The sequence below is a fragment of the Streptomyces sp. NBC_01320 genome, from assembly GCF_035974375.1.
In the GTDB taxonomy this organism is placed as follows: Bacteria; Actinomycetota; Actinomycetes; order Streptomycetales; family Streptomycetaceae; genus Streptomyces; species Streptomyces yanii.
This window is the reverse complement of record NZ_CP108390.1, coordinates 6,871,805-6,892,378: the sequence shown is the minus strand read 5'-3', so window position 1 is coordinate 6,892,378 and position 20,574 is coordinate 6,871,805. Positions and strand designations below refer to the sequence as shown.

The following is a 20,574-nucleotide window of genomic DNA, read 5'->3' as shown; positions in this document are numbered from 1 at the left end:
TGCTGGTCCTCGGGCTGTTCTTCCTGTGGCTGAAGCTGGGCCCGGCCGAGGCTCCGGGCGGCTCCGACACGGGCACCGATGCCTGAGTAGTCGGCACACTGCCCCACCGGGGCCGGACGTCACACGGCGTCCGGCCCCTTCTGCCCGGTGTCCACCGCCGCCCGTTCCAGCAGCCCGGTGCGGGCCGCCAGCGCCGCGGCCTCCAGCCGGGAGCCGACGCCCAGCTTCATCAGGACCCGCTGCACATGTGTACGGGCAGTGCTCGGCGCGATCCGCATCCCGTCCGCGATCAGCCGGGTGTCCTCGCCCTCCGCGACCCGTACCAGGACCTCGATCTCCCGCGGCGTGAGCATCTGCAGGAGCCGCTGTCCTTCGTCGTCCGGCTGGGCGGCCGGGTTGAGCAGCTCGGCGAAGGCGCCCTGGAGCAGTTGCGGCGCCACCGCCGTCTCCCCGGCGCGCGCCTTGACCATCGCCCGCTCGACGCCCTCTATCCGCTCGTCGTGCCTGACGTATCCGGCGGCGCCGGCGGCGAAAGCGGCCGCGATCCCGCGCGGGCTGGTCACCGGCCCGAGCACCACGACCGCCACTTGCGGTCGCTCCCGTTTGATCCGGGCGATCGGGTCGAACGCGCCCGGATCTGCGGGCGTCGCGGTACCGAACAAGCAGACCTCCGGGGCGCGGCTCACCACGATGTCCGCCGCGCCGGCGGTCGGCGCGGCTGCCGCCAGCACCCGGTGGCCCCGCAATTTCAGCGCCGAGGCGAGCGCCTCGGCGAGCAGTCGGTGGTCATCGACCACCATGAGCCGCACGCCCATCGAGAACCCCCCTATCAGGACCCAGGCCCCCGGCCCTCTTGACCCGGCAAGCTACACGCTTGTTCGACGTCGTGTGCCCCGTACCAGGCAGAAGACCCCCGGAATGCCGAATCATGTGCCATTCAGGGGCACTTGGCCGATGACAAGCGGGCAGAAGGGGGCAGGAATCGGGCGGCGAACGAACAGCCCTGCCGGTCGGACGATCGACCGGCAGGGCTGTGGTGCGTGGTGCTCCCGTGAAGGCGTCAGCCGGCGCCGAACGAGACCGCGAGGCGCCGATCGGCGTCGAGCGAGCTGTCGCCCCGCTTGCTCACCATCGTCTCGGAGATGAACAGCCGGCCGCCCGAGTAGAGGAACTCGGCGTAGTCCGCGGAGAAGCTGGTCTCCGCGTTCCGGACGGCTTCGTCGGCCGGGTTCTCCAGCAGAACGGTCTGCTTGAAGGTGGAGCCGTCGATGGAGACGATCTGGCCGCCCTTGTCGTACGGGGGCTCCTTGTACGCGATGATGTTGGACCCGTCCATACGGATCGGGAACATCGTGTACCGGTCACCCGCGTCGGCCCTGTCGCTGGTCGGCTTGCCGGTTGTGAGGTCGAACGAGACGATCTCGTTGGTGTCGCCGTATTCGCCCGTGCTCCCCTCGTGCTCCTCGGTCGGCAGATAGATGCGGTTGTTGCCGACTGCGAGCTGCTGGCAGGTCTCGACCTCCGTGGAGCCGCAGCGGGCGGCGTACTTGTCGCCGTCCGCGGCGATCTTGGTGAGCAGCTTGCCGGTCGACGCGTCGATCGAGAAGAAGTCCGAGATCCCGCTGCCGTCACCGGCGGTGTCGCCGACGTCGGCGGCGACGACCAGCGGCTTGGTGGAGACGATGCTCGCGTACTCGACGCCGGGCGGCATCTTGTACGAGGAGAGCGGGGCTCCGGTGGTCGGGTTCAGCGCCTGGATGACGAGCTGCGGGTCGTCGTACGTACCGCACTTGCGGACCACGGCGAGCGCCTCGCCGCCGCCGTACCCCTTGTCGTAGCAGCCGTCGGGGCTGACCTTCGGCTTCCAGCGTTCGGCGCCGGTCGCCAGGTCGAATGCGGCGCCGCCCTCGGTGCCACCCGCGGCGACCGTGGTGCCGCTGAGCGTGATCTCGTCGAACCGGATCGCGTCGTCACCGCCGCTTGCGGCGGTCACCGACTTGCTCCATATCAGCTTGCCGGTGGTCAGGTCGAGCGCACCGACCTGGGTGCACGGCGGGTACTTGTTCGCCTTCGTCGCCTTGCCCGCCTCGAAGGCGATGGCGGTCTTGAAGTCCTTGGACATGTGCCGGGAGGCGGCGCAGAGCTGGCCGTCCAGCGCAATGGACCAGAGCTTGGTGCCCTTGGCCTTGTCGTACGCGACGATCTCGTTCACGCCGGTCTTCACGAAGGCCTTGTCGGTCAGCCAGGAACCGTTGACCGCCGTGACGTCGGTGACCTTCGGTTCCGGGAGCTGGAAGGCGACCGTGGCCCTGGTGTTCGCCGGTGCCTTCTCCTTGCCGCCGCCGAGACCGCTGCCGGAGCCGCCCTTGCCATCACCGGTGGCGCCGGTGGAGTTGGACGCCTCCTCCTTCTTGCCGCCGTCGCCCCCGCTGGAGGCGAACCAGACGCCACCACCGACGATCAGCGCCACGGCCACCACTGCGGCGACGATGATCTGCGTCTGGGTGCCGAACTTCTCGCCGCCGTTCCCGCCCTGCTGCGGCGGCAGGTACTGCGGCTGCATCGGAGCGGTCGGGTAGCCGTACCCCTGCTGCGGCGGCTGACCGGGCGGCATGCCGTACCCCCCGCCCGGGGGTGTCTGCGGGTAGCCGTAGCCGGGCTGCTGCGGCGGTGTCTGCGGAAAGCCGTAGCCGGGCTGCTGCTGCTGCAGCGGACCTGCGGGCGGCGTCTGCGGAGCGCCGAACCCACCGGCGGGCGGCGTCTGCGGAGCACCGAACCCACCGGCGGGCGGCGTCTGCGGAGCACCGAACCCACCGGCGGGCGGCGTCTGCGGCGACGGGGGCTGCGGAGCCGACTGCTTGCCGAACGCGTCGGCGGGCGGCGGGGTCGGTGCCCCGAACCCTCCGGGCGGCGAGTCCTGGGGGGCGCCGAACCCGCCCTGGGGCGGCTCGTTGGGGGGCTGGGGCGGCTGTGTCATGGCGTACGTACCTCGGGGGAAAGGGAGCCGGTCGGTCGGGACCTGGCGTGGTCGGTCATGGTCCGTCGGGTGCCTGCGTGAGCCGTCACTTGCCGAAGGCCATCATGGTCTTCGTCTCCAGCTCTTCCTTGTCGTTGGTCGCGCTGACCCGCCCGCTCGCGATGAAGGAACGGCCGCCCGCGTAGACAATCTTCGGGTTGTAGAACGAGCTCTCGATCTGGGACGTCGACGCCGGGTGCTGCAGCAGCACCTGCGGGGTACCACCGGTCGGTGCCAGGGTGGCGATCCCGCCGCCCTTGTTGTACGAGGCCTCCAGGTAGAGCAGCACATTGCCGCCCTCCATCCGCAGCGGCGTCATGGTCCGCTCGGCCGGGGCCGCCGCCTTCCACTTGGGCTTGCCGGTGTTCAGGTCGAACGCCACGACCTTGTTCGTGCGAGCGGTGCCGCTGGAGTCGGCCGTGGTCGCCATGTAGAAGGAGTTGGCGTCGGCGGCGACGCCGACACAGCCTTGCAGCGACTTGCCGAAGATGGCGAACGCGCTGCCGCAGTCCGGCGCGAACTTGTCGCCCTTGTCGCCGACCAGCTGGGAACGGAGCGTGCCGTTCTCCTTGATGGCGAGGATGCTCCACTTCTTCTTCTCGCTCTGGGTCAGCGAGACGACGAGCGGGCTCACCGAGTAGACCCGGTCGACCTCCCAGCCCACGGCGGGACGGTACGTCCACTTGGGCTTGCCGGTGACCGGGTCGAGCTCCTGGATCTGGTTCTGGGGCTTGTCGACGTCGGCGGTGCGACAGCTGGAGGCGGCGATCAGCTTCGTACCGCCGGCGAAGGCGTACGGCTGGCAGTTGCCCGACTGCTTGCCGAACAGCTCCTTGCCGTCACTGACGCGGTAGGCGTTGGAGTTGCCGGTGCGTCCGACGGTCACGGTGTCCCCGCTGATGGCGAGGGAGATGTCCGACATCATGTCCCAGATGCCGTTCTGCTTGATCGACTTCTTCCAGCCGGCCTTGCCGGTGTTGAGGTCGATCATCTGCAGGTCCGCGCAGTCGGCCTTGTCGGTCGTACCGTTCTCGACCCCGATGACGATCTTGCCGTCCGTGGTGGTCTGGGCGGGTGCGGAGCACAGGTCCGCGGGCAGCTTCAGCGTCCACTTCTGCTTGCCGTCGGCCGCGGAGTAGCCGGAGATCGCCCGGTACATGCCCTTGACGACGGTGTCGCCGACGACCCAGGGGCCGTACACGTCGGAGCCGTTGCGCGGCAGGTCGACGTCGTTCTTCTGCAGCCAGAGGACCTTCGCCTCGCCGGCCTTGCGACCGGCGTTGAGGTCGTCGTCGCCGGCGCGGCCGTCGCCGTTGCCGTCGCCCTCGTCGACGGAGGGCGAGGCGCTCGCCTTCTGGTCGTCGGCGCTCCCGTGCGCGACGGGCTTCTTCTCGTCGTCACCGCCGCTGGTGGCGAGGAACACGCCACCGCCGATGACCAGCAGCGCCGCGACCGCGGCACCGATGATCACTGCGGGCTTGCCCTTGAAGGCGCTGCCGCCGCCGGGGCCCGCCGGTCCGCCGGGGACCGGGGCGCCGGGGTACTGCTGCTGCGGGTAGCCGTAACCGGGCTGCGGCGGCTGACCGTACGGTCCGGGCTGCTGGCCGTAGGGGCCCGGCTGCTGGCCGTACGGACCCGGCTGACTGTAAGGGCCGGGCTGCTGCGGGTAGCCGTAGCCGGGCTCCTGACCCGGTGCCTGCGGGTAGCCGTAACCCGGCTGGGCAGCAGGCGGCGCGGCCGGCATCTGCGGCGGCTGCGCGGGCGGCTGAGGACCCCCCTGCGGCGGTTCCTGCGGAGCGCCGAAGCCTCCCTTAGGCGGTTGCTGGCTGGGCGGCTGGGTCATCAGCACGTCCCCCTTCGTGCGGTCCGGTGCCCGTTCCGGTCTCCCCCGCGATTCCGCAGGGCTGAATTCCCTTTGGAAAGGAGCGAATCGGGCATGGCTCCCGCGGCGTCACGACAGTCGAGCGGGGCTTCTTTTTACCATCCGTGCGCGTTCGAACACCGGGTCGGTCCATCCCCTGTTCCCAAGGGAGAACCGCCTCGTGATGCCGCCGTTACGCAGCCGGAGCGCGCCTCGCACGACCGCAGCCGGTGCGCCGCATCGGGCGCCGCTCGATGTGCGGGTGCCAACTCTCCGCAAACTGCCATGACTTCGGACAGCGGGGGTCCGGCACGCCAAGGACCGTCGCATATCACCGACTATCGCCCGACCCGGATGAACCGTCAGAAAAGCCAGACTCCATGACGGCTCGTCAGATACTTCGCGGACCTCGCGGACCGTCAAGGACCGAAGACCATGACGGTCTTCACCTTCCTCTCCTCCTTGTCGTCGATCGCGCTGACGCGTGCGCTCACCAGAATGGAGCGACCGTCCGCATACACCAGCCTCGCCATGTCGAAGGAGCTCTCGGCCTTGGTCGCCGACGCCGGATGCCGCAGCAGCATCGTCGGGGCGCCGCCCGTCGGTGCGAGGGTGGCGACGGCTCCGCTCTTCCGGTACGTGCCCTCCACCCGGACGATCACGTTCCGGCCGTCCATCCGCAGCGGCTGCATGATCTGCCCGGCCGGGGCGGCGGCCCTCCACTTGGCCTTGCCGGTGTTCAGGTCGAAGGCGACGACCTTGTTGGTGAGAGCGGAGCCCACGGTCACCGGCTTGGTCGCCAGGTAGAACGTGTCGTCGTCGGCCGCGACCCCGGCGCAGCCGTCGAGGTTCCTGCCGCTCACCACGAGGTCCGCGTCGCAGGTGGCGGCGTAGTTCTCGTTCTTGCCGCCGATCATCTGGGAGCGGTACGTGCCGTTGTCCCGCAGCGTCACGATGGCCCACGCCCCGCCCTCGCCATCGCCCTTCTTCAGCGAAATCACCGGCGGGCTCGTCGAGTAGACCTGTTGGACCCGCCAGCCGGTCTTGATCCGGTACGTCCATTTCGGTGTACTGGTGGCCGGGTCGATCTCCTCGACCTGCTGCTTGTCCTGCTCGTCGGCGTCGGTACGGCAGCTGGTGGCGGCGATCAGCCGGGGACCGCTGGTGAACGCGAACGGCTGGCAGACACCCTGCCTCTTGCCGAACACTTCCTTTCCGTCGCTGACCCGGTAGCCCACGGAAGCACTCGCGCGTCCGAACGTGACGAGATCTCCTCCGGCACTCATGGCCACGTCCGACAGCAGGTCCTGGACGCCCTTGCGTTCGACGGTCTTCTTCCAGCCCGCCGCTCCGGTCCTGAGGTCGATCATCTGCAGGACGGAGCAGACCGAGTCCGACGAGGCGCTCTCCTTGAGACCGACGACGATCTTGCCATCGGTGGTGGGGAGGGTCGGTGCCGCGCACAGGTCGGCGGGCAGCTTCAGCGTCCACTTCCGGGTGCCGTCGGCCACGGAGTAGCCGGAGACGGTGCGGTACATGCCCTTGGCGACGACGTCCCCGGTCAGCCAGGGGCCGTACGCGTCGGCGCCGTTGCGCGGCACGTCGATACCGTTGTCCCGCATCCAGAGGACCTTGGCCTCGCCCGGCTTGCGTGCGGCGTTGAGCCCGTCGACCGGTACGGCCGTGTCGACGACCTCGGCCTCGGCAGGGGGAGAGACGGGCTGCGCGGCGGTGGGCTGCTTGGCGTCGGCGCTGCCGTGCGCCACGGGCTTCCTGCCGTCGTCACCGCCACTCATGGCGAACCAGACGCCACCGCCGACCACCAGGACCCCGGCGACCACGGCGGCGACGAGGGCGGCGCGTCTGCGGCCCGAGGGGTGACGACCGCCCGGGCCGCCCGTCGCCGGGCCGACGGGGTACGGCTGCTGCGGTTGGCCGTACCCGTATCCGTACGGACCGGGCTGGGGCAGGGGCGGCGGCGGGGGCGGGGGCGGGGGCTGCTGACCGTACCCCTGCACCGGCTGGGTGGGCCCCATCGGCTCCACAGGCTCGAACGGAGCCCCGAATTCCCCTTGTGGCGGCTGCGGCTGGTGCGGGCCGGGCGGCCAGGTCATCGGAACGTCCCCCTTGGTGCGGTCGAACGGGAATCCTTTGTATCACCCGTATCGAACACACCATCAGCACCACCGGCCGCCGAGCGGCTGTCAGGCGTCCTCGGCAAGCTCCAGCCAGCGCATCTCCAACTCGTCGCGCTCCGACACCAGTTCCCGCAGCTCCGCGTCCAGTTTCGCCACCTTCTCGAAGTCCGTGGCGTTGTCGGCGATCTGTGCGTGCAGGGTCGTCTCCCTGCTCGACATCTTGTCGAGCTGCCGCTCGATCTTCTGCAGTTCCTTCTTCGCCGCCCGCGCCGCCTGTGCGGACACCGCCGGAGCCACCGCCCCGCCGGACTCCTTCACCGCCGGGGCAGCCGGGGCGGGCGAGGACGCCTCTGCCATCCGCTCCCTGCGCTCGATGTACTCGTCGATGCCGCGCGGCAGCATCCGGAGCGCGGCGTCGCCGAGCAGCGCCATCACCCGGTCCGTGGTCCGCTCGATGAAGAACCGGTCGTGGGAGATCACGATCATCGACCCGGGCCAGCCGTCGAGCAGGTCCTCCAGCTGGGTCAGGGTCTCGATGTCGAGATCGTTGGTGGGCTCGTCGAGGAAGAGGACGTTCGGCTCGTCCATCAGCAGGCGCAGGATCTGCAGCCGGCGCCGCTCACCGCCGGACAGGTCGGCGACCGGGGTCCACTGCTTCTCCTTCGAGAAGCCGAACTGCTCGCAGAGCTGACCCGCGGTCATCTCCCGGCCCTTGCCGAGGTCGACCCGGTCCCGTACCTGCTGCACGGCTTCCAGTACCCGCAGGTTCGGGTTGAGCTCGGCGACCTCCTGGGAGAGGTAGGCGAGCTTGACGGTCCTGCCGACGACGATCTTCCCGGCTGCGGGCTGTGCGTCGCCCTGAGTACGTGCCGCCTCGGCCAGCGCCCGCAGCAGCGAGGTCTTGCCCGCGCCGTTGACGCCGACCAGACCGATCCGGTCGCCCGGACCGAGCTGCCAGGTGAGGTGGGTGAGCAGCGTCTTCGGGCCGGCCTGGACGGTCACGTCCTCCAGGTCGAAGACGGTCTTGCCGAGCCGGGCGTTGGCGAACTTCATCAGCTCGCTGGTGTCACGCGGCGGCGGCACATCGGCGATCAGCTCGTTGGCCGCCTCGATGCGGTAGCGCGGCTTCGAGGTACGGGCGGGGGCGCCGCGCCGCAGCCAGGCCAGCTCCTTGCGCATCAGGTTCTGCCGCTTGGACTCCTCGGTCGCGGCGATCCGCTCCCGCTCGGCGCGGGCGAAGACGTAGTCGCTGTAGCCGCCCTCGTACTCGTGGACGGCGCCGCGCTGGACGTCCCACATGCGCGTACAGACCTGGTCGAGGAACCACCGGTCGTGGGTGACGCAGACGAGCGCCGAGCGCCGGCTCTGGAGGTGTCGGGCCAACCAGGAGATGCCCTCGACGTCGAGGTGGTTGGTCGGCTCGTCGAGGACGATCAGGTCCTGTTCGGCGATGAGGAGCTTAGCGAGCGCGATCCGGCGCCGCTCGCCGCCGGAGAGCGGGGCGATGACGGTGTCCAGGCCGTGCTCGAAGCCGGGCAGGTCGAGCCCGCCGAAAAGACCCGTCAGTACGTCACGGATCTTGGCGCTGCCCGCCCACTCGTGGTCGGCGAGATCGCGGATGATCTCGTGGCGGACGGTCGCCTTCGGGTCGAGCGAATCGTGCTGGGTGAGGACACCGAGGCGCAGGCCGCCGCTGTGGGTGACGCGGCCGGTGTCCGCGTCCTCCAGCTTGGCGAGCATCCGGATGAGGGTCGTCTTGCCGTCGCCGTTGCGGCCGACGACACCGATCCGGTCCCCCTCGGACACACCGAGGGACACACCGTCGAGCAGGGCACGGGTGCCGTACACCTTGCTGACCTGCTCGACATTGACCAGATTGACGGCCATTTCACTCCTGACTGGGGGATCGATCGACCTCCCAGGGTAATCGCCACGCGGGTGGGTTAGCGTGCGGCGATCGATCAAGGGCGGGGACAGGGGACTTCCATGGTGATCAATTCGGTACGGGGGACGGCCACGGCCGTGCTGGCGGCGGTGTCGGTGGCGATGACCGGCTGCACGTCGTCCGCCCCGGAGGACGGCGGCAACGGCAAGGAGGCGGCGCCGAAGCCGAGGACCGCGGCAAGGAGTGCGGTGAAGGGAGGCAGCATCGGGGGCTCCGGTTCTGCCTGTGCCCTGCCCGTCACCTTCGACCTCGCGGCCTCCTGGAAGCCGGCGGCCGTCCAGGTCGTCGAGGACGACGAACTGAGCGAACTGGGCAAGCAGGGCCCGTTCACGCTCGTCTGCGAGATCGACGCGAAGCCCGCCGGGAACATCGGCTTCCTGCGGGTGTGGACCGGGGACCGAACCGACGGCACCCCGCGCCAGGTCCTGAAGGCGTTCCTGGCCGCCGACCCGAACGCCTCCGAAGCCATGTACACCGAGGTGAGGGCCGGTGCCCTGACCGCGGCCGAGGTCCGCTACACCTTCAGCAGCGACCTGCTGGACGAGCCCATGAAGCAGCGGGCCTTCGCCATGTCCACCCCGAGCGGACCGGTCGTGGTGCACCTCGGCGGGCTGGACCCGCAGGAGCACCAGGAGATGCTCCCGGCGTACGAGCTGGCGAAGAAGACCGTGCGGCTCGGCTGAGAGTGCCCGGCAGTAGGCAGCGCGGGTGAAGGAGCGGGGCTCGGGTGCGTGCATCGCAAGGCTGAGGATCGAGCCGACGCGAAGGGGGTCCCCCATGCCCCTTCAGGGCCATGGGGAAGTTGGTGATCGACGACAACGCCGCGAGGCGCGTGCACCGGCCCCACGGCGCCGCGAAGCCTACTGCCGGGCACTCCGAAACGGACGCGGGTCTCCGCCGGGACGAACACGGGTCTCCGCGGCGCCCGTGGTCAGCCCGACCGGCGCCGCCCCGCCCGCTCCACCAGCAGCCAGCCGCCCAGCGCCATCGCGACGGCGGCCGGGGCGCTGACCCGTACCGCGATCAGCATCGCCGTATGCCCCTCCAGCAGCCCGCCGAACCCGACCATCGACACCCCGAGCACCCCGAACAGGCAGAGCGTCACACCGAGCGCGGACACCGGCCCCGAGCCCCTCCCCGGTACCGCGGACACCGGCCGCTCGAAGGTACGGAAGACGGCGACCAGCCCCGCGGTGACGACCGCCGCCACCGCGATCCGCACCGGCGCCTGCGCCCACCAGGCGCCGCTCGCCAGCTCGGGCAGAGGCACGTCGAGGGCGAGCATCGCCCCGTACACCCCGAGCATCGCGGTGAGGTGCCAGAGGAACGCCGTCATCGCGACCCCGTTGGCGGCGACGACCCCGCGCCACACGCGCGGGCGGGCGACCAGCCGGGCGCCGGGGCCGCGCAGCAGCTCGACCGCGCCGACCAGCCAGAGGCCGTGGCAGAGCAGGGCCAGCGTGGGCGGCGCCATGTTGCTGATCTTCTCCCCGGGCATCCCGACCATGGAGAGCGGATACGGGCCGAGCGCGACCAGGGCGACGGCGGCGGCCAGGCCGATGCCGGCCAGGAGCGCGGGGCGTGGGATGCGGCCGTCGGCGCGCAGGAAGCCGAGCTGGTGCACGGCCAGCCAGACGAACGCGAAGTTGAGGAACTCGATGTACGGGACACCGGCGGCGAACCGGAGCACGTCGACCGCGACCGCAGCCCCGGCGAGCCCGGCGAAGGCTCCCCAGCCGTACCGGTCGTGCAGCGTCAGCAGCGGCGGGGTGAACGCGACCATCGCGAGGTAGATCCCGATGAACCAGAGCGGCTGGGCGACCAGCCGCAGCGTGACCCCGGTCAGCCCGCCGCCCCCGCCGAGCAGCTGGACGATCAGCGCCGCGGCCCCCCAGACCAGGATGAAGACCATGGTGGGGCGCAGCAGCCGCTGCAGCCTGGCCCGGAGGAAGGCCGAGTAGACGGAGTCCGTGGACCCCTCCGGTTGCTTGCGGCGCAGGGAGCGGTAGGACAGGGCGTGCGAGAACCCGCCGACGAAGAAGAACACCGGCATGATCTGGAGCGCCCAGGTCATCACCTGGAGCCCGGGGACGACGGCGAGCAGGTTGCCCGCGCCGTCGGTGGTGACGGCGGCCATCAGCCAGTGCCCTAGGACGACCGTCCCGAGCGAGGCGACACGCAGCAGATCGATGTAGCGGTCCCGGGTGGCGGGGGTGGCCCCGGCCAGTTCACGAACACTTGATCCCATACGGGTACGGTCGCGCCCGACGCCCCGGGGCGGCAGCGCGACCGTACTCAATTCCCGTCTGAGTACCCGCGGTCAGAGCACCGTGGCACCCGGCGCCGGGGACACCGCGACCCGCGCGGTCCGGCAGGTCCCCGACGTCAGCAGCGCGTCCGCGACCTTCCGCGCCGACTCGGCGTCCGCCACCAGGAACGCGGTGGTCGGCCCCGAGCCCGAGACCAGGGCGGCCAGGGCGCCCGCCCCGGTGCCCGCGGCGAGGGTGTCGGCGAGCGAGGGCCGCAGGGACAGCGCGGCGGGCTGCAGGTCGTTGGAGAGCGCACCGGCGAGCGCGTGGGTGTCGCCTCTGCGCAGAGCGTCGAGGAGCGCCGGGGAGGCCGCCGGGGCGGGGACGTCGGTGTCCGCGGTGAGCCGGTCGAACTCGCCGTAGACAGCCGGGGTGGAGAGCCCGTCGTCGGCGACCGCGAAGACCCAGTGGAAGGTGCCGCCGACGTCGATCGTGGTCAGTTGTTCGCCGCGGCCGATCCCGAGGGCAGCGCCGCCGACCAGGGAGAACGGCACGTCGCTGCCGAGTTCCGCGCAGATGGCGAGCAGCTCGTCCCGGGTGGCGCCGGTGGACCAGAGGGCGTCGCAGGCGAGCAGCGCTGCCGCGCCGTCGGCGCTGCCGCCCGCCATCCCGCCCGCGACGGGGATGTCCTTGGCGATGTGGATGTGCACGTGGGGCGCGATGCCGTGGCGTTCGGCGAGCGCGATCGCGGCGCGGGCGGCGAGGTTGGAGGCGTCCAGCGGGACCTGGGCGGCATCCGGGCCCGAGCAGGTGACCGTCAGCTCGTCGGCGGGGGTGACGGTGACCTCGTCGTACAGGCCGACGGCGAGGAAGACGTTGGCCAGGTCGTGGAAGCCGTCGTGGCGCGCGGCACCTACCGCGAGCTGGACGTTGACCTTGGCGGGGACGCGGACGGTGACGCTCACTCACTGCTCCCGGAGGGCTGGTCCTCATCGGTCTTCGGGGCGGGCTTGTTCTCGGCGATGGCCGCGAACTCCTCGATCGTCAGTGCTTCGCCCCGGGCCTGCGGTGAGATCCCGGCCGCGACCAGGGCCGCCTCGGCGGCGGGCGCGGAACCCGCCCAGCCGGCCAGGGCGGCCCGCAGCGTCTTGCGGCGCTGGGCGAACGCCGCGTCGACGACGGCGAAGACCTCGACCCGGCTCGCGGTCGTCGTGATCGGCTCGGTGCGCCGGACCAGCGACACCAGACCGGAGTCGACGTTCGGGGCCGGCCAGAAGACGGTGCGGCCGATGGACCCGGCCCGCTTGACGTCCGCGTACCAGTTGGCCTTCACCGAGGGCACGCCGTAGACCTTGTTGCCCGGCCGGGCGGCCAGCCGGTCGGCGACCTCGGCCTGCACCATGACCAGGGTCCGCTCGATGGTCGGGAACCGCTCCAGCATCGTCAGCAGGACCGGCACGGCGACGTTGTACGGCAGGTTGGCGACGAGGGCGGTGGGCGCCGGGCCCGGCAGCTCCGTGACCAGCATCGCGTCGGAGTGGACGAGCGAGAACCGGTCGGCGCGGCCCGGCATCCGGGCCGCGACCGTGGCGGGCAGCGCCGCCGCGAGCACGTCGTCGATCTCGACGGCGACGACCCGGTCCGCCGCCTCCAGCAGCGCCAGGGTCAGCGAACCCAGCCCCGGCCCGACTTCCACCACCACGTCGTCCGGGCGGACCTCCGCGGTCCGTACGATCCTGCGGACCGTATTGGCGTCGATGACGAAGTTCTGACCGCGCTGCTTCGTGGGGCGTACGCCCAGCTTCGCGGCCAGGTCGCGGATGTCTGCGGGCCCCAGGAGGGCGTCGGGCTCTGTGCTGCTCACCCGGTAAGCCTACGGCCGCAGTGCGGCCACGGGCTCGCCCCCCGTTGCAGGTAGAGCTTCTTCGCCCGGAACGTCTGCTCGGACGCCGGGGCGTCCTGCGGGCGTCCTCTGCCACCGAGGGCATGCCAGGTGTGCGTGTCGAACTGGTACAGCCCGCCGTACGTGCCGCTGGCGTCGACCGCCCCGGTCCGGCCGCCGGACTCGCAGGCCGCGAGCCCGGCCCAGTTCAGCCCGTCCGCGTCCGCCACCGACTGCGGACGCCGCCCGGTGCCCACCTTCACGATCCGGTCGACCGGCGTGCGGACGGTCTCCGCGTCCAGCTCCCGGGGCCGCTGCCGGACGCCGTTGACGGTCCGCACGGCGTACGTGATCCGGCGGGCGCCCGGCCTGCCCTCGCGCTCGACGACTTCCGTACCGGCGAGGAGCGAGGGGTCCTCGGAGCGTTGCTCGGCGTACGGGATGAGCTCCTCACGCACCTCGCGGGAGCCGGTGATCCGCATCACGGAGACCGTCTGGCCGTCGCGCGGGAAGCTCTGCGGGTCCACGGAGGTGGTGTCCTCGCCGCGCAGCGTGATGCCCGCCTCGTCGATGGCCTCGCGGACGGTCGCGGCGTTGGTGCGGACGGTGCGTTCCCGGCCGTCGGCCATGAAGGTCACGGTGCGTTCGGTACGGACGTCCAGGGCGAGCCCGGTCCGGCCGATCGCGGAGGAGCGGGTCGCGGAGAGGTACGCCCCCTCGGCGCGCACCCCGAGCCGGCGCAGGGCGCCGTCGACCGTGCCGGCGGTGGTCCATACCCGGCGCCGGACCCCGTCGAGGGTGAGGGTCACCGGGCGGCTGTGCCGGACGGTGATCTCGTCGCCGTTTTCGAGCTCACTGCCGCGCGCGGGGGTGATGACGTCATGGGCGCCGACGGTGACGCCCTGCTCGTCGAGGAGTTCGTCGATGTCGTCGGCGAACGTGTGCAGGGTGCGCGGCTCCCCGTCGACAGTCAGTTCCACCGCTTTGTCGTCGGCGAGGAAGGCGGTGGTGCCGCCTGCCAGGAAGGCGACGACCAGGGCCTGCGGAACGAGCCGGCGCAGGTTCTCCGGGCGGACGGGGGCCCTGTGCCGCCGCGCGGCCCGCCGGGCCTCGGCCCGGCCGCCGGTGCGGATGCCTGCGGGGGCGGGAGGTGGCGCCTGGGCATCGACGACGGTCGGTTCGTGGACCGGCCACGGGGCGACGAGCGTCTCCTCCTCGTGGAACGACTCATGGACCGGCCCATGGAACGACAGCGGCGCGGGGACGCTCGGCGGCGTCTCCACCGCCGTACCGCCCCTGCCCGTTGCCGCGCGGTGACTGCCCTGCAGATTGCTCACGACGCTCCAGAAGATCCGTCCGTCCGGTCGCCCGAGGGGCGTCCGGGACGATAGTGGACCTTTCGTCACTCTCCAAAGCGGCGCGACCGCACACCGTCATGGGCGACGCGTCAGTAGTCGAACGCGCGCGCCGTGTTCTCGTTGATCGCCGACGCCAGGGTGTCCTCGTCGACGCCCTTCACCTCCGCCATGGCACGGAGCGTCACGGGGATGAGATACGGCGCGTTGGGGCGTCCGCGGTACGGGGCGGGGGTGAGGAACGGCGCGTCCGTCTCCACCAGGACCAGTTCGATCGGCGCCACGGACAGCGCGTCCCGCAGCGGCTGGGCGTTCTTGAACGTCACGTTGCCCGCGAACGACATGAAGTACCCGGCGTCCGCGCAGATCCGGGCCATCTCGGCGTCACCGGAGTAGCAGTGGAACACGGTCCGCTCGGGGGCGCCCGCGTCGGCGAGGACACGCAGCACATCGGCGTGCGCCTCACGGTCGTGGATGACGAGCGCCTTGCCGTGCCGTTTGGCGATCTCGATGTGGGCCCGGAAGGACTCCTCCTGGGCGGCCATGCCCTCGGGGCCGGTACGGAAGTAGTCGAGCCCGGTCTCGCCGACGCCGCGCACCCGGTCGAGGGCGGCCAGCCGGTCGATCTCGGCGAGCGCCTCGTCGAGCGCGGCCTTCCCGCCGGGTTCGCGGCCACCCTGCCGCGACCTGCCTCTCCCAGCCCCAGAGGGCTGGGAGGTGCCCCCCTGGTCCCCGTGCACGATGCGCGGCGCCTCGTTGGGGTGGAGCGCCACCGCCGCGTACACGCTCGGGTGCGCGGCGGCGGTCTCGGCGGCCCAGCGCGAGCCCTTCACGTCGCAGCCCACCTGGATCACGGTGGTGACGTTCACCGCCGCGGCCCTGGCCAGGCCCTCCTCGACGGTGGCGTCCTGCATGTCCAGATGGGTGTGCGAATCGGCGACCGGTACCCGAAGGGGTTCGGGCAGCGGCGGCGCGTCCTTGGAGCTCATAGGGCGATCCTATGAGAGCCCGGTGTCACCGGGCCCGGACCTCACTTACGGCGCTGCCGCGTGCGAAACACATGCACGAAACGCCACTGGCGCGGGGGGCGCTCCGACGTGCTCTCCGAGGACGGTATGGGCCCGGCGGTGGCGCCGGTCGGGGTGGCGAAGTTCAGGCGTCGCAGGGTCTCCGCGATGGAGGAGACCTGCCCGGCGCGCATGATGCGGACCTTGTGCCCGTCGCAGTTGAGGCAGGTGAGTCGGTTCAGCGGTGAGGGAACGAGCTGCCCCTGTACGCGGTACACGACGAAGGGCTGGCCGCGGCCGTCCGTGTGGTGCTCGATGTCGTAGACCTGTTCCCAACCGTGTCCGCAACCCATACAGGCGAAGGCATACGCCTCATGCACGGTGGTTGCTGCGATCTCGCTCATGCCTGCTCCTCTTGTCCGCCGGACAAGCACTCCGGAGAATGCGTCCCTGATTCAGTGGACGCCTTTACCGGCGGGAGCGCACCAGGTCCTGTCGAGTGTTGGAGCGGTCTTGGCCTTCTCGTGGCAAAAGTGGCCGGTGCGCGGCTCGCGCTTTGCTTTTCACGATAGCCCTTTGCCTTCTGCTGAGCCGGTCCGAGCCGCATTCTTTGCCGCGACGACCGCATCGAAAACGTCGCGTTTGGGCAGCCCGGCGGCCGCGGCGACGGCGGCGATCGCCTCCTTGCGCCGCTCCCCCGCCTCCTCGCGCACCTGCACCCTGCGCACCAGCTCGGCGGCGTCCAGTTCCTCCGCCGATTCCGCAGCGCCCTCGACGACGACGGTGATCTCGCCGCGTACGCCTTCGGCCGCCCAGACCGCGAGATCGCCCAGCGGGCCGCGCTTCACTTCCTCGTACGTCTTGGTCAGCTCCCGGCACACGGCGGCCCGGCGGTCGCTGCCGAACACCTCGGCCATCGCGGCCAGGGTGTCGTCGAGCCGGTGCGGGGCCTCGAAGAAGACCATGGTGCGGCGCTCGTCGGCGACCTCGCGGAGCCTGCCGAGCCGCTCGCCGGCCTTGCGCGGGAGGAAGCCCTCGAAGCAGAACCGGTCGACGGGCAGCCCGGACAGGGCGAGCGCGGTGAGCACGGCGGACGGGCCGGGGACCGCGGTGACCTTGATGTCCCTCTCCACGGCGGCGGCGACGAGCCGGTAGCCGGGGTCGGAGACCGACGGCATCCCGGCGTCCGTGACCAGCAGCACCCGGGCGCCGCCCATCAGCGCCTCGACGAGTTCGGGCGTACGGGCCGACTCGTTGCCCTCGAAGTAGGAGACGACACGCCCCGTGGTGTGGATGCCGAGCGCCTGCGTCAGGCGGCGCAGCCGACGGGTGTCCTCCGCGGCGACGACATCGGCCGTCTCCAGCTCGGCGGCAAGCCGTGGCGGGGCGTCCGCCACATCGCCGATGGGGGTCCCTGCGAGTACCAGCGTTCCAGTCGTTCCAGTCACATCAGCCATCCTCCCAGCACGGGCGACAGCAGTCGCACAGATGCGTTCCCTACGATGGCGCGGTGACGAGTACTGCGCCCGAAGCCCAGCAGGGTCAAGACGCCGGGAACCAGCACGGTGAAGAACTCCCGTCCTGGCAGCAGCGGCTGCGCCGCTTCGGCCATGCGCCCCGGTCCGTAATCGGGCTGCGTGAACGGCTGGTCCCGCCGTACACCCGGCCGGGACAGCAGCTCTGGGCTGTGCTGGGGGTGTCCCCGCCGACGGCCGACCGGCTGGTGCGGTGGTCGGCCTGGGGCGGGCCACTGCTGGTGGCACTGGTAGCCGGGGTGCTGCGGTTCTGGCATCTGGGCAGCCCGAAGGCGGTGATATTCGATGAGACGTACTACGCCAAGGACTCCTGGGCCCTGATCAAGCAGGGGTACGAGGGGTCCTGGCCGAAGGACGTCGACAAGTCGATCCTGGCCGACCCGTCGCTGGTGCCGGTGCCGACGGAGCCCGGTTATGTGGTGCATCCGCCGGTCGGCAAGTGGATCATCGGGTTCGGTGAGCAGCTCTTCGGGTTCACGCCTTTCGGCTGGCGGTTCATGGTGGCGGTGCTCGGCACGCTGTCGGTGCTGATGCTGTGCAGGATCGGGCGGCGGCTGTTCCGTTCGACGTTCCTGGGATGTCTGGCGGGCGCGCTGCTCGCCGTCGACGGGCTGCACTTCGTGATGAGCCGCACGGCGCTGCTGGACCTGGTGCTGATGTTCTTCGTGCTGGGGGCGTTCGGCTGCCTGCTGATCGACCGGGACTGGGCGCGGCGCAGGCTGGCTGCGGCGCTGCCGGTCGACGCCGAGGGCGTGCTGCGCCCGGACACACAGGTCGCGGAGACACTGCGGCTGGGGTGGCGGCCGTGGCGGATCGCTGCGGGGCTCTCGCTGGGCCTCGCGTTCGGCACGAAGTGGAACGGGCTGTACATCCTGGTCGCGTTCGGCCTGATGACGGTGTTGTGGGATGTCGGCGCCCGCCGGACGGCCGGCGCGGTCCGCCCGTACCAGGCGGTGATCAAGCGCGACCTGCTGCCGGCGTTCGTCTCGACGGTGCCGGTCGCGATCCTGACGTACCTCGCGTCCTGGACCGGCTGGATCATCAGGAACGACCCCGAGCGCCACGGCTACTACCGGAACTGGGCGACGACCGACGGATCGGGCGGCAACTGGACCTGGCTGCCGGACTGGCTGCGCAGCCTGTGGCACTACGAGTACCAGGTCTACGAGTTCCACGTGAACCTGACCTCGGGGCACACGTACCAGTCGAACCCCTGGAGCTGGATCGTCCTGGGCCGTCCCGTCTCGTACTTCTACGAGGAGCAGAACGGCTGCACGAGCTCGGCGACCGGCAAGTGCGCCCGCGAGGTCCTGGCGATCGGCACACCGCTGCTGTGGTGGGCGGCGTGCTTCGCGCTGCTGTACGTGCTGTGGCGCTGGTTCTTCCGCCGCGACTGGCGGGCGGGTGCGATCGCGTGCGGTGTGGCGGCGGGCTGGCTGCCCTGGTTCTTCTACCAGGAGCGGACGATCTTCCTGTTCTACGCGGTCGTCTTCGTGCCCTTCCTCTGTCTCGCGGTGGCGATGATGATCGGCGCGATGCTCGGCCCTGCTGCGGGCACCGGGCCCAAGTGGGAACTGGGTCTGGTGTCCGGCGATCCGTCCGGTGAGCGGCGGAGGACATGGGGGGCCATCGCGGCCGGCGTACTCGTTCTGCTGATTGTCTGGAATTTCATCTATTTCTGGCCGCTGTATACGGGAACGCCCATTCCGGAGAACTCCTGGCGCAACCGCATGTGGCTGGATACCTGGATTTGACCGAACTGTTCGCGCCGTTGCGGATCGCGTTCCGATAACAACAGCCCCCGCTGTCACTACCGTCCCGTAAAGTGCCCACAAGCGCTCTCTTGAACGTGTTCAAGAGAGCCTCCTGGGGAGGGGGACTGCACAGATGCGCAGCGGAGCGAAGGTCGCCGTCATCGGCGGAGTGTTCGTGCTGGTCGTCGGCGGAGTGGGGTACGGGGCGTACAACGTCCTCGACGGGTTCGGCGGCAGCGGGGGCGGCGGCACGGACGGACGCTCCACCTCCGCCGAGGTGAAGACCGGCCCGCCGAGCAAGGCGGAGATCAGCGAGACGTCGGAGAAGTTCCTCAAGGCCTGGGCGGCCGGCCAGGCTTCCGACGCGTCCCAGCTCACCAACAACGCGGTCGACGCCGAACCGGCCCTCAGCGGATACAGCGACCAGGCCCACGTCACCAAGGCCGTGATCACCCCGGGCCCGGCAACCGGCTCGACGGTCCCGTTCACCGTGAAGGCGACGGTGAGCTTCGACGGGAAGTCCAAGCCCTGGTCGTACTCCTCGGAACTGACCGTCGTACGCGGCCTGACCACCGGCCGGCCGCTGATCGACTGGAAACCGTCCGTGATCCATCCGGACCTGGCGGACGGCGAAACGCTGAAGACCGGCGAGGCGTCCACCCCGTCCATCGAGGCGCTCGACCACAACGGCAGGGTACTGACGAAGGAGAAGTACCCGTCGCTGGGGCCGATCCTGGACGCGCTGCGCGAGAAGTACGGGGAGAAGGCCGGCGGCACCGCGGGTATCGAGACCTGGATCGAGCCGGCGGACGAGAACACCCCGGACAAGACGCTGCTGACGCTGTCCAAGGGGAAGCCCGGCACGCTGCAGACCACGCTGGACGCCCATGTCCAGGCGGCGGCCGAGAAGGCGGTCAAGCAGTACAGCCAGGCCTCGGTGGTCGCCGTCCGGCCGTCCACCGGCTCGATCCGCGCGGTCGCCAACAACCCGGCGACCGGGTTCAACGCGGCCATGCTCGGCAAGCAGGCGCCCGGTTCGACGATGAAGATCGTGACCGCGTCGATGCTGATCGAGAAGGGACTCGCCGGCGCGAACCAGAAGATCGAGTGCCCGAAGACCGCGATGTACCAGGGCCGCACGTTCCAGAACCTGGAAGGGTTCTCCATCCCGGACGGCACCCTCACCACCAGCTTCGCCCGGTCGTGCAACACCGCCTTCATCAAGCTGATCGACGACACCAAGGACGACGCCGCACTGGCCAAGGAGGCCCGGGACGTCTTCGGGATCGGTCTGGACTGGAAGACCGGCGTCGCGTCCTTCGACGGCAGCGTGCCCGAGGCCGTCGGCGGTGAGGCCGCCGCGCAGTACATCGGCCAGGGCACCATTCAGATGAACGCACTCAACATGGCGTCGATCACCGCCACCGCGAAGAACGGCACCTTCCGCCAGCCGGTCCTCGTACCGCAGGACCTGGACGGCCGTCAGCTGGCCACCGCGTCCCGCTCGCTGCCCGGGTCCGTCGCACAGCAGGTGTCCAACATGATGCGGCAGACCGCGAGCTGGGGCACCGGCAAGGCGGCGATGGCCTCGGTCGGCGGCGACAAGGGCGCGAAGACCGGTTCGGCGGAGGTCGACGGACAGGCCACGTCCAACAGCTGGTTCACCGGCTTCAGCAACGACCTCGCGGCCGCGGCGGTCGTCCAGTCCGGTGGCCACGGCGGCGACGCGGCGGGGCCGGTGGTGGCCCAGGTGCTGCGCGCGGGGCCGTGACGCCCGAGCCGACCGGACGGAGGGGGTCCGGTTGCTGAAACCGGATCGCGTGCCCCGCTGG

General features: G+C 70.8%; 15 protein-coding genes. 3 read left to right on the top strand and 12 right to left on the bottom strand.

Going from position 1 to position 20,574, the window contains the following annotated elements:
* Positions 1 to 119 precede the first annotated feature (119 nt).
* The 5 genes from OG395_RS31435 to OG395_RS31415 form a co-directional block, all read right to left on the bottom strand.
* Positions 120 to 815, bottom strand: coding sequence for a helix-turn-helix transcriptional regulator (locus tag OG395_RS31435; RefSeq protein ID WP_266984770.1), 696 nt, complete (start codon positions 813 to 815; stop codon positions 120 to 122).
* Between the two features lie 245 nt (positions 816 to 1,060).
* Positions 1,061 to 2,977 carry an outer membrane protein assembly factor BamB family protein gene (locus tag OG395_RS31430; protein ID WP_327245938.1) on the bottom strand — a complete coding sequence of 639 codons (1,917 nt, stop codon included), beginning with the start codon at positions 2,975 to 2,977 and terminating at the stop codon, positions 1,061 to 1,063.
* An 85-nt stretch (positions 2,978 to 3,062) separates the two neighbouring features.
* Complete coding sequence (locus tag OG395_RS31425) at positions 3,063 to 4,859, bottom strand: outer membrane protein assembly factor BamB family protein (RefSeq protein WP_327245937.1); 1,797 nt, start codon at positions 4,857 to 4,859, stop codon at positions 3,063 to 3,065.
* Between the two features lie 437 nt (positions 4,860 to 5,296).
* On the bottom strand, positions 5,297 to 6,913 hold the full coding sequence (locus tag OG395_RS31420; protein ID WP_327245936.1) for an outer membrane protein assembly factor BamB family protein: 1,617 nt from the start codon (positions 6,911 to 6,913) through the stop codon (positions 5,297 to 5,299).
* A 168-nt stretch (positions 6,914 to 7,081) separates the two neighbouring features.
* Positions 7,082 to 8,902 carry an ABC-F family ATP-binding cassette domain-containing protein gene (locus OG395_RS31415; RefSeq protein ID WP_327245935.1) on the bottom strand — a complete coding sequence of 607 codons (1,821 nt, stop codon included), beginning with the start codon at positions 8,900 to 8,902 and terminating at the stop codon, positions 7,082 to 7,084.
* A gap of 99 nt (positions 8,903 to 9,001) precedes the next feature.
* Between OG395_RS31415 and OG395_RS31410 the strand changes: the two genes are divergently transcribed.
* Entirely contained in the window at positions 9,002 to 9,643 is a 642-nt protein-coding gene (locus OG395_RS31410; RefSeq protein ID WP_327245934.1) for a lipoprotein, read from the top strand.
* A 248-nt stretch (positions 9,644 to 9,891) separates the two neighbouring features.
* Here the strand turns inward: OG395_RS31410 and OG395_RS31405 are convergent, their stop codons facing one another.
* The 7 genes from OG395_RS31405 to rsmI all read right to left on the bottom strand — a co-directional run bounded on the left by OG395_RS31405 (position 9,892) and on the right by rsmI (position 16,910).
* A complete protein-coding gene (locus OG395_RS31405; RefSeq protein ID WP_327245933.1) occupies positions 9,892 to 11,208 on the bottom strand; it encodes an acyltransferase family protein in 1,317 nt (438 codons plus the stop codon).
* 72 nt (positions 11,209 to 11,280) lie between these two features.
* Positions 11,281 to 12,174, bottom strand: coding sequence for a 4-(cytidine 5'-diphospho)-2-C-methyl-D-erythritol kinase (locus tag OG395_RS31400; protein WP_327245932.1), 894 nt, complete (start codon positions 12,172 to 12,174; stop codon positions 11,281 to 11,283).
* Positions 12,171 to 13,073, bottom strand: coding sequence for a 16S rRNA (adenine(1518)-N(6)/adenine(1519)-N(6))-dimethyltransferase RsmA (rsmA, locus tag OG395_RS31395; RefSeq protein WP_327245931.1), 903 nt, complete (start codon positions 13,071 to 13,073; stop codon positions 12,171 to 12,173). The genes OG395_RS31400 and rsmA overlap by 4 nt, the downstream gene beginning before the upstream one ends.
* Entirely contained in the window at positions 13,070 to 14,374 is a 1,305-nt protein-coding gene (locus tag OG395_RS31390; protein ID WP_442818776.1) for a ubiquitin-like domain-containing protein, read from the bottom strand. The genes rsmA and OG395_RS31390 overlap by 4 nt, the downstream gene beginning before the upstream one ends.
* Before the next feature lie 164 nt (positions 14,375 to 14,538).
* Positions 14,539 to 15,435, bottom strand: a complete 897-nt coding sequence (locus OG395_RS31385) for a TatD family hydrolase (RefSeq protein WP_327245930.1) — start codon at positions 15,433 to 15,435, stop codon at positions 14,539 to 14,541.
* Between the two features lie 41 nt (positions 15,436 to 15,476).
* Positions 15,477 to 15,857, bottom strand: a complete 381-nt coding sequence (locus OG395_RS31380; RefSeq protein ID WP_327245929.1) for a hypothetical protein — start codon at positions 15,855 to 15,857, stop codon at positions 15,477 to 15,479.
* A gap of 159 nt (positions 15,858 to 16,016) precedes the next feature.
* Complete coding sequence (gene rsmI, locus OG395_RS31375; protein ID WP_327245928.1) at positions 16,017 to 16,910, bottom strand: 16S rRNA (cytidine(1402)-2'-O)-methyltransferase; 894 nt, start codon at positions 16,908 to 16,910, stop codon at positions 16,017 to 16,019.
* Between the two features lie 53 nt (positions 16,911 to 16,963).
* Between rsmI and OG395_RS31370 the strand changes: the two genes are divergently transcribed.
* Together OG395_RS31370 and OG395_RS31365 are read left to right on the top strand one after the other, a co-directional pair.
* The gene (locus OG395_RS31370) at positions 16,964 to 18,742 is read left to right on the top strand and encodes a dolichyl-phosphate-mannose--protein mannosyltransferase (RefSeq protein WP_327245927.1); all 1,779 of its coding nucleotides are present in this window, start codon (positions 16,964 to 16,966) and stop codon (positions 18,740 to 18,742) included.
* A gap of 133 nt (positions 18,743 to 18,875) precedes the next feature.
* A complete protein-coding gene (locus tag OG395_RS31365; RefSeq protein ID WP_327245926.1) occupies positions 18,876 to 20,513 on the top strand; it encodes a penicillin-binding transpeptidase domain-containing protein in 1,638 nt (545 codons plus the stop codon).
* Positions 20,514 to 20,574: the final 61 nt, after the last annotated feature.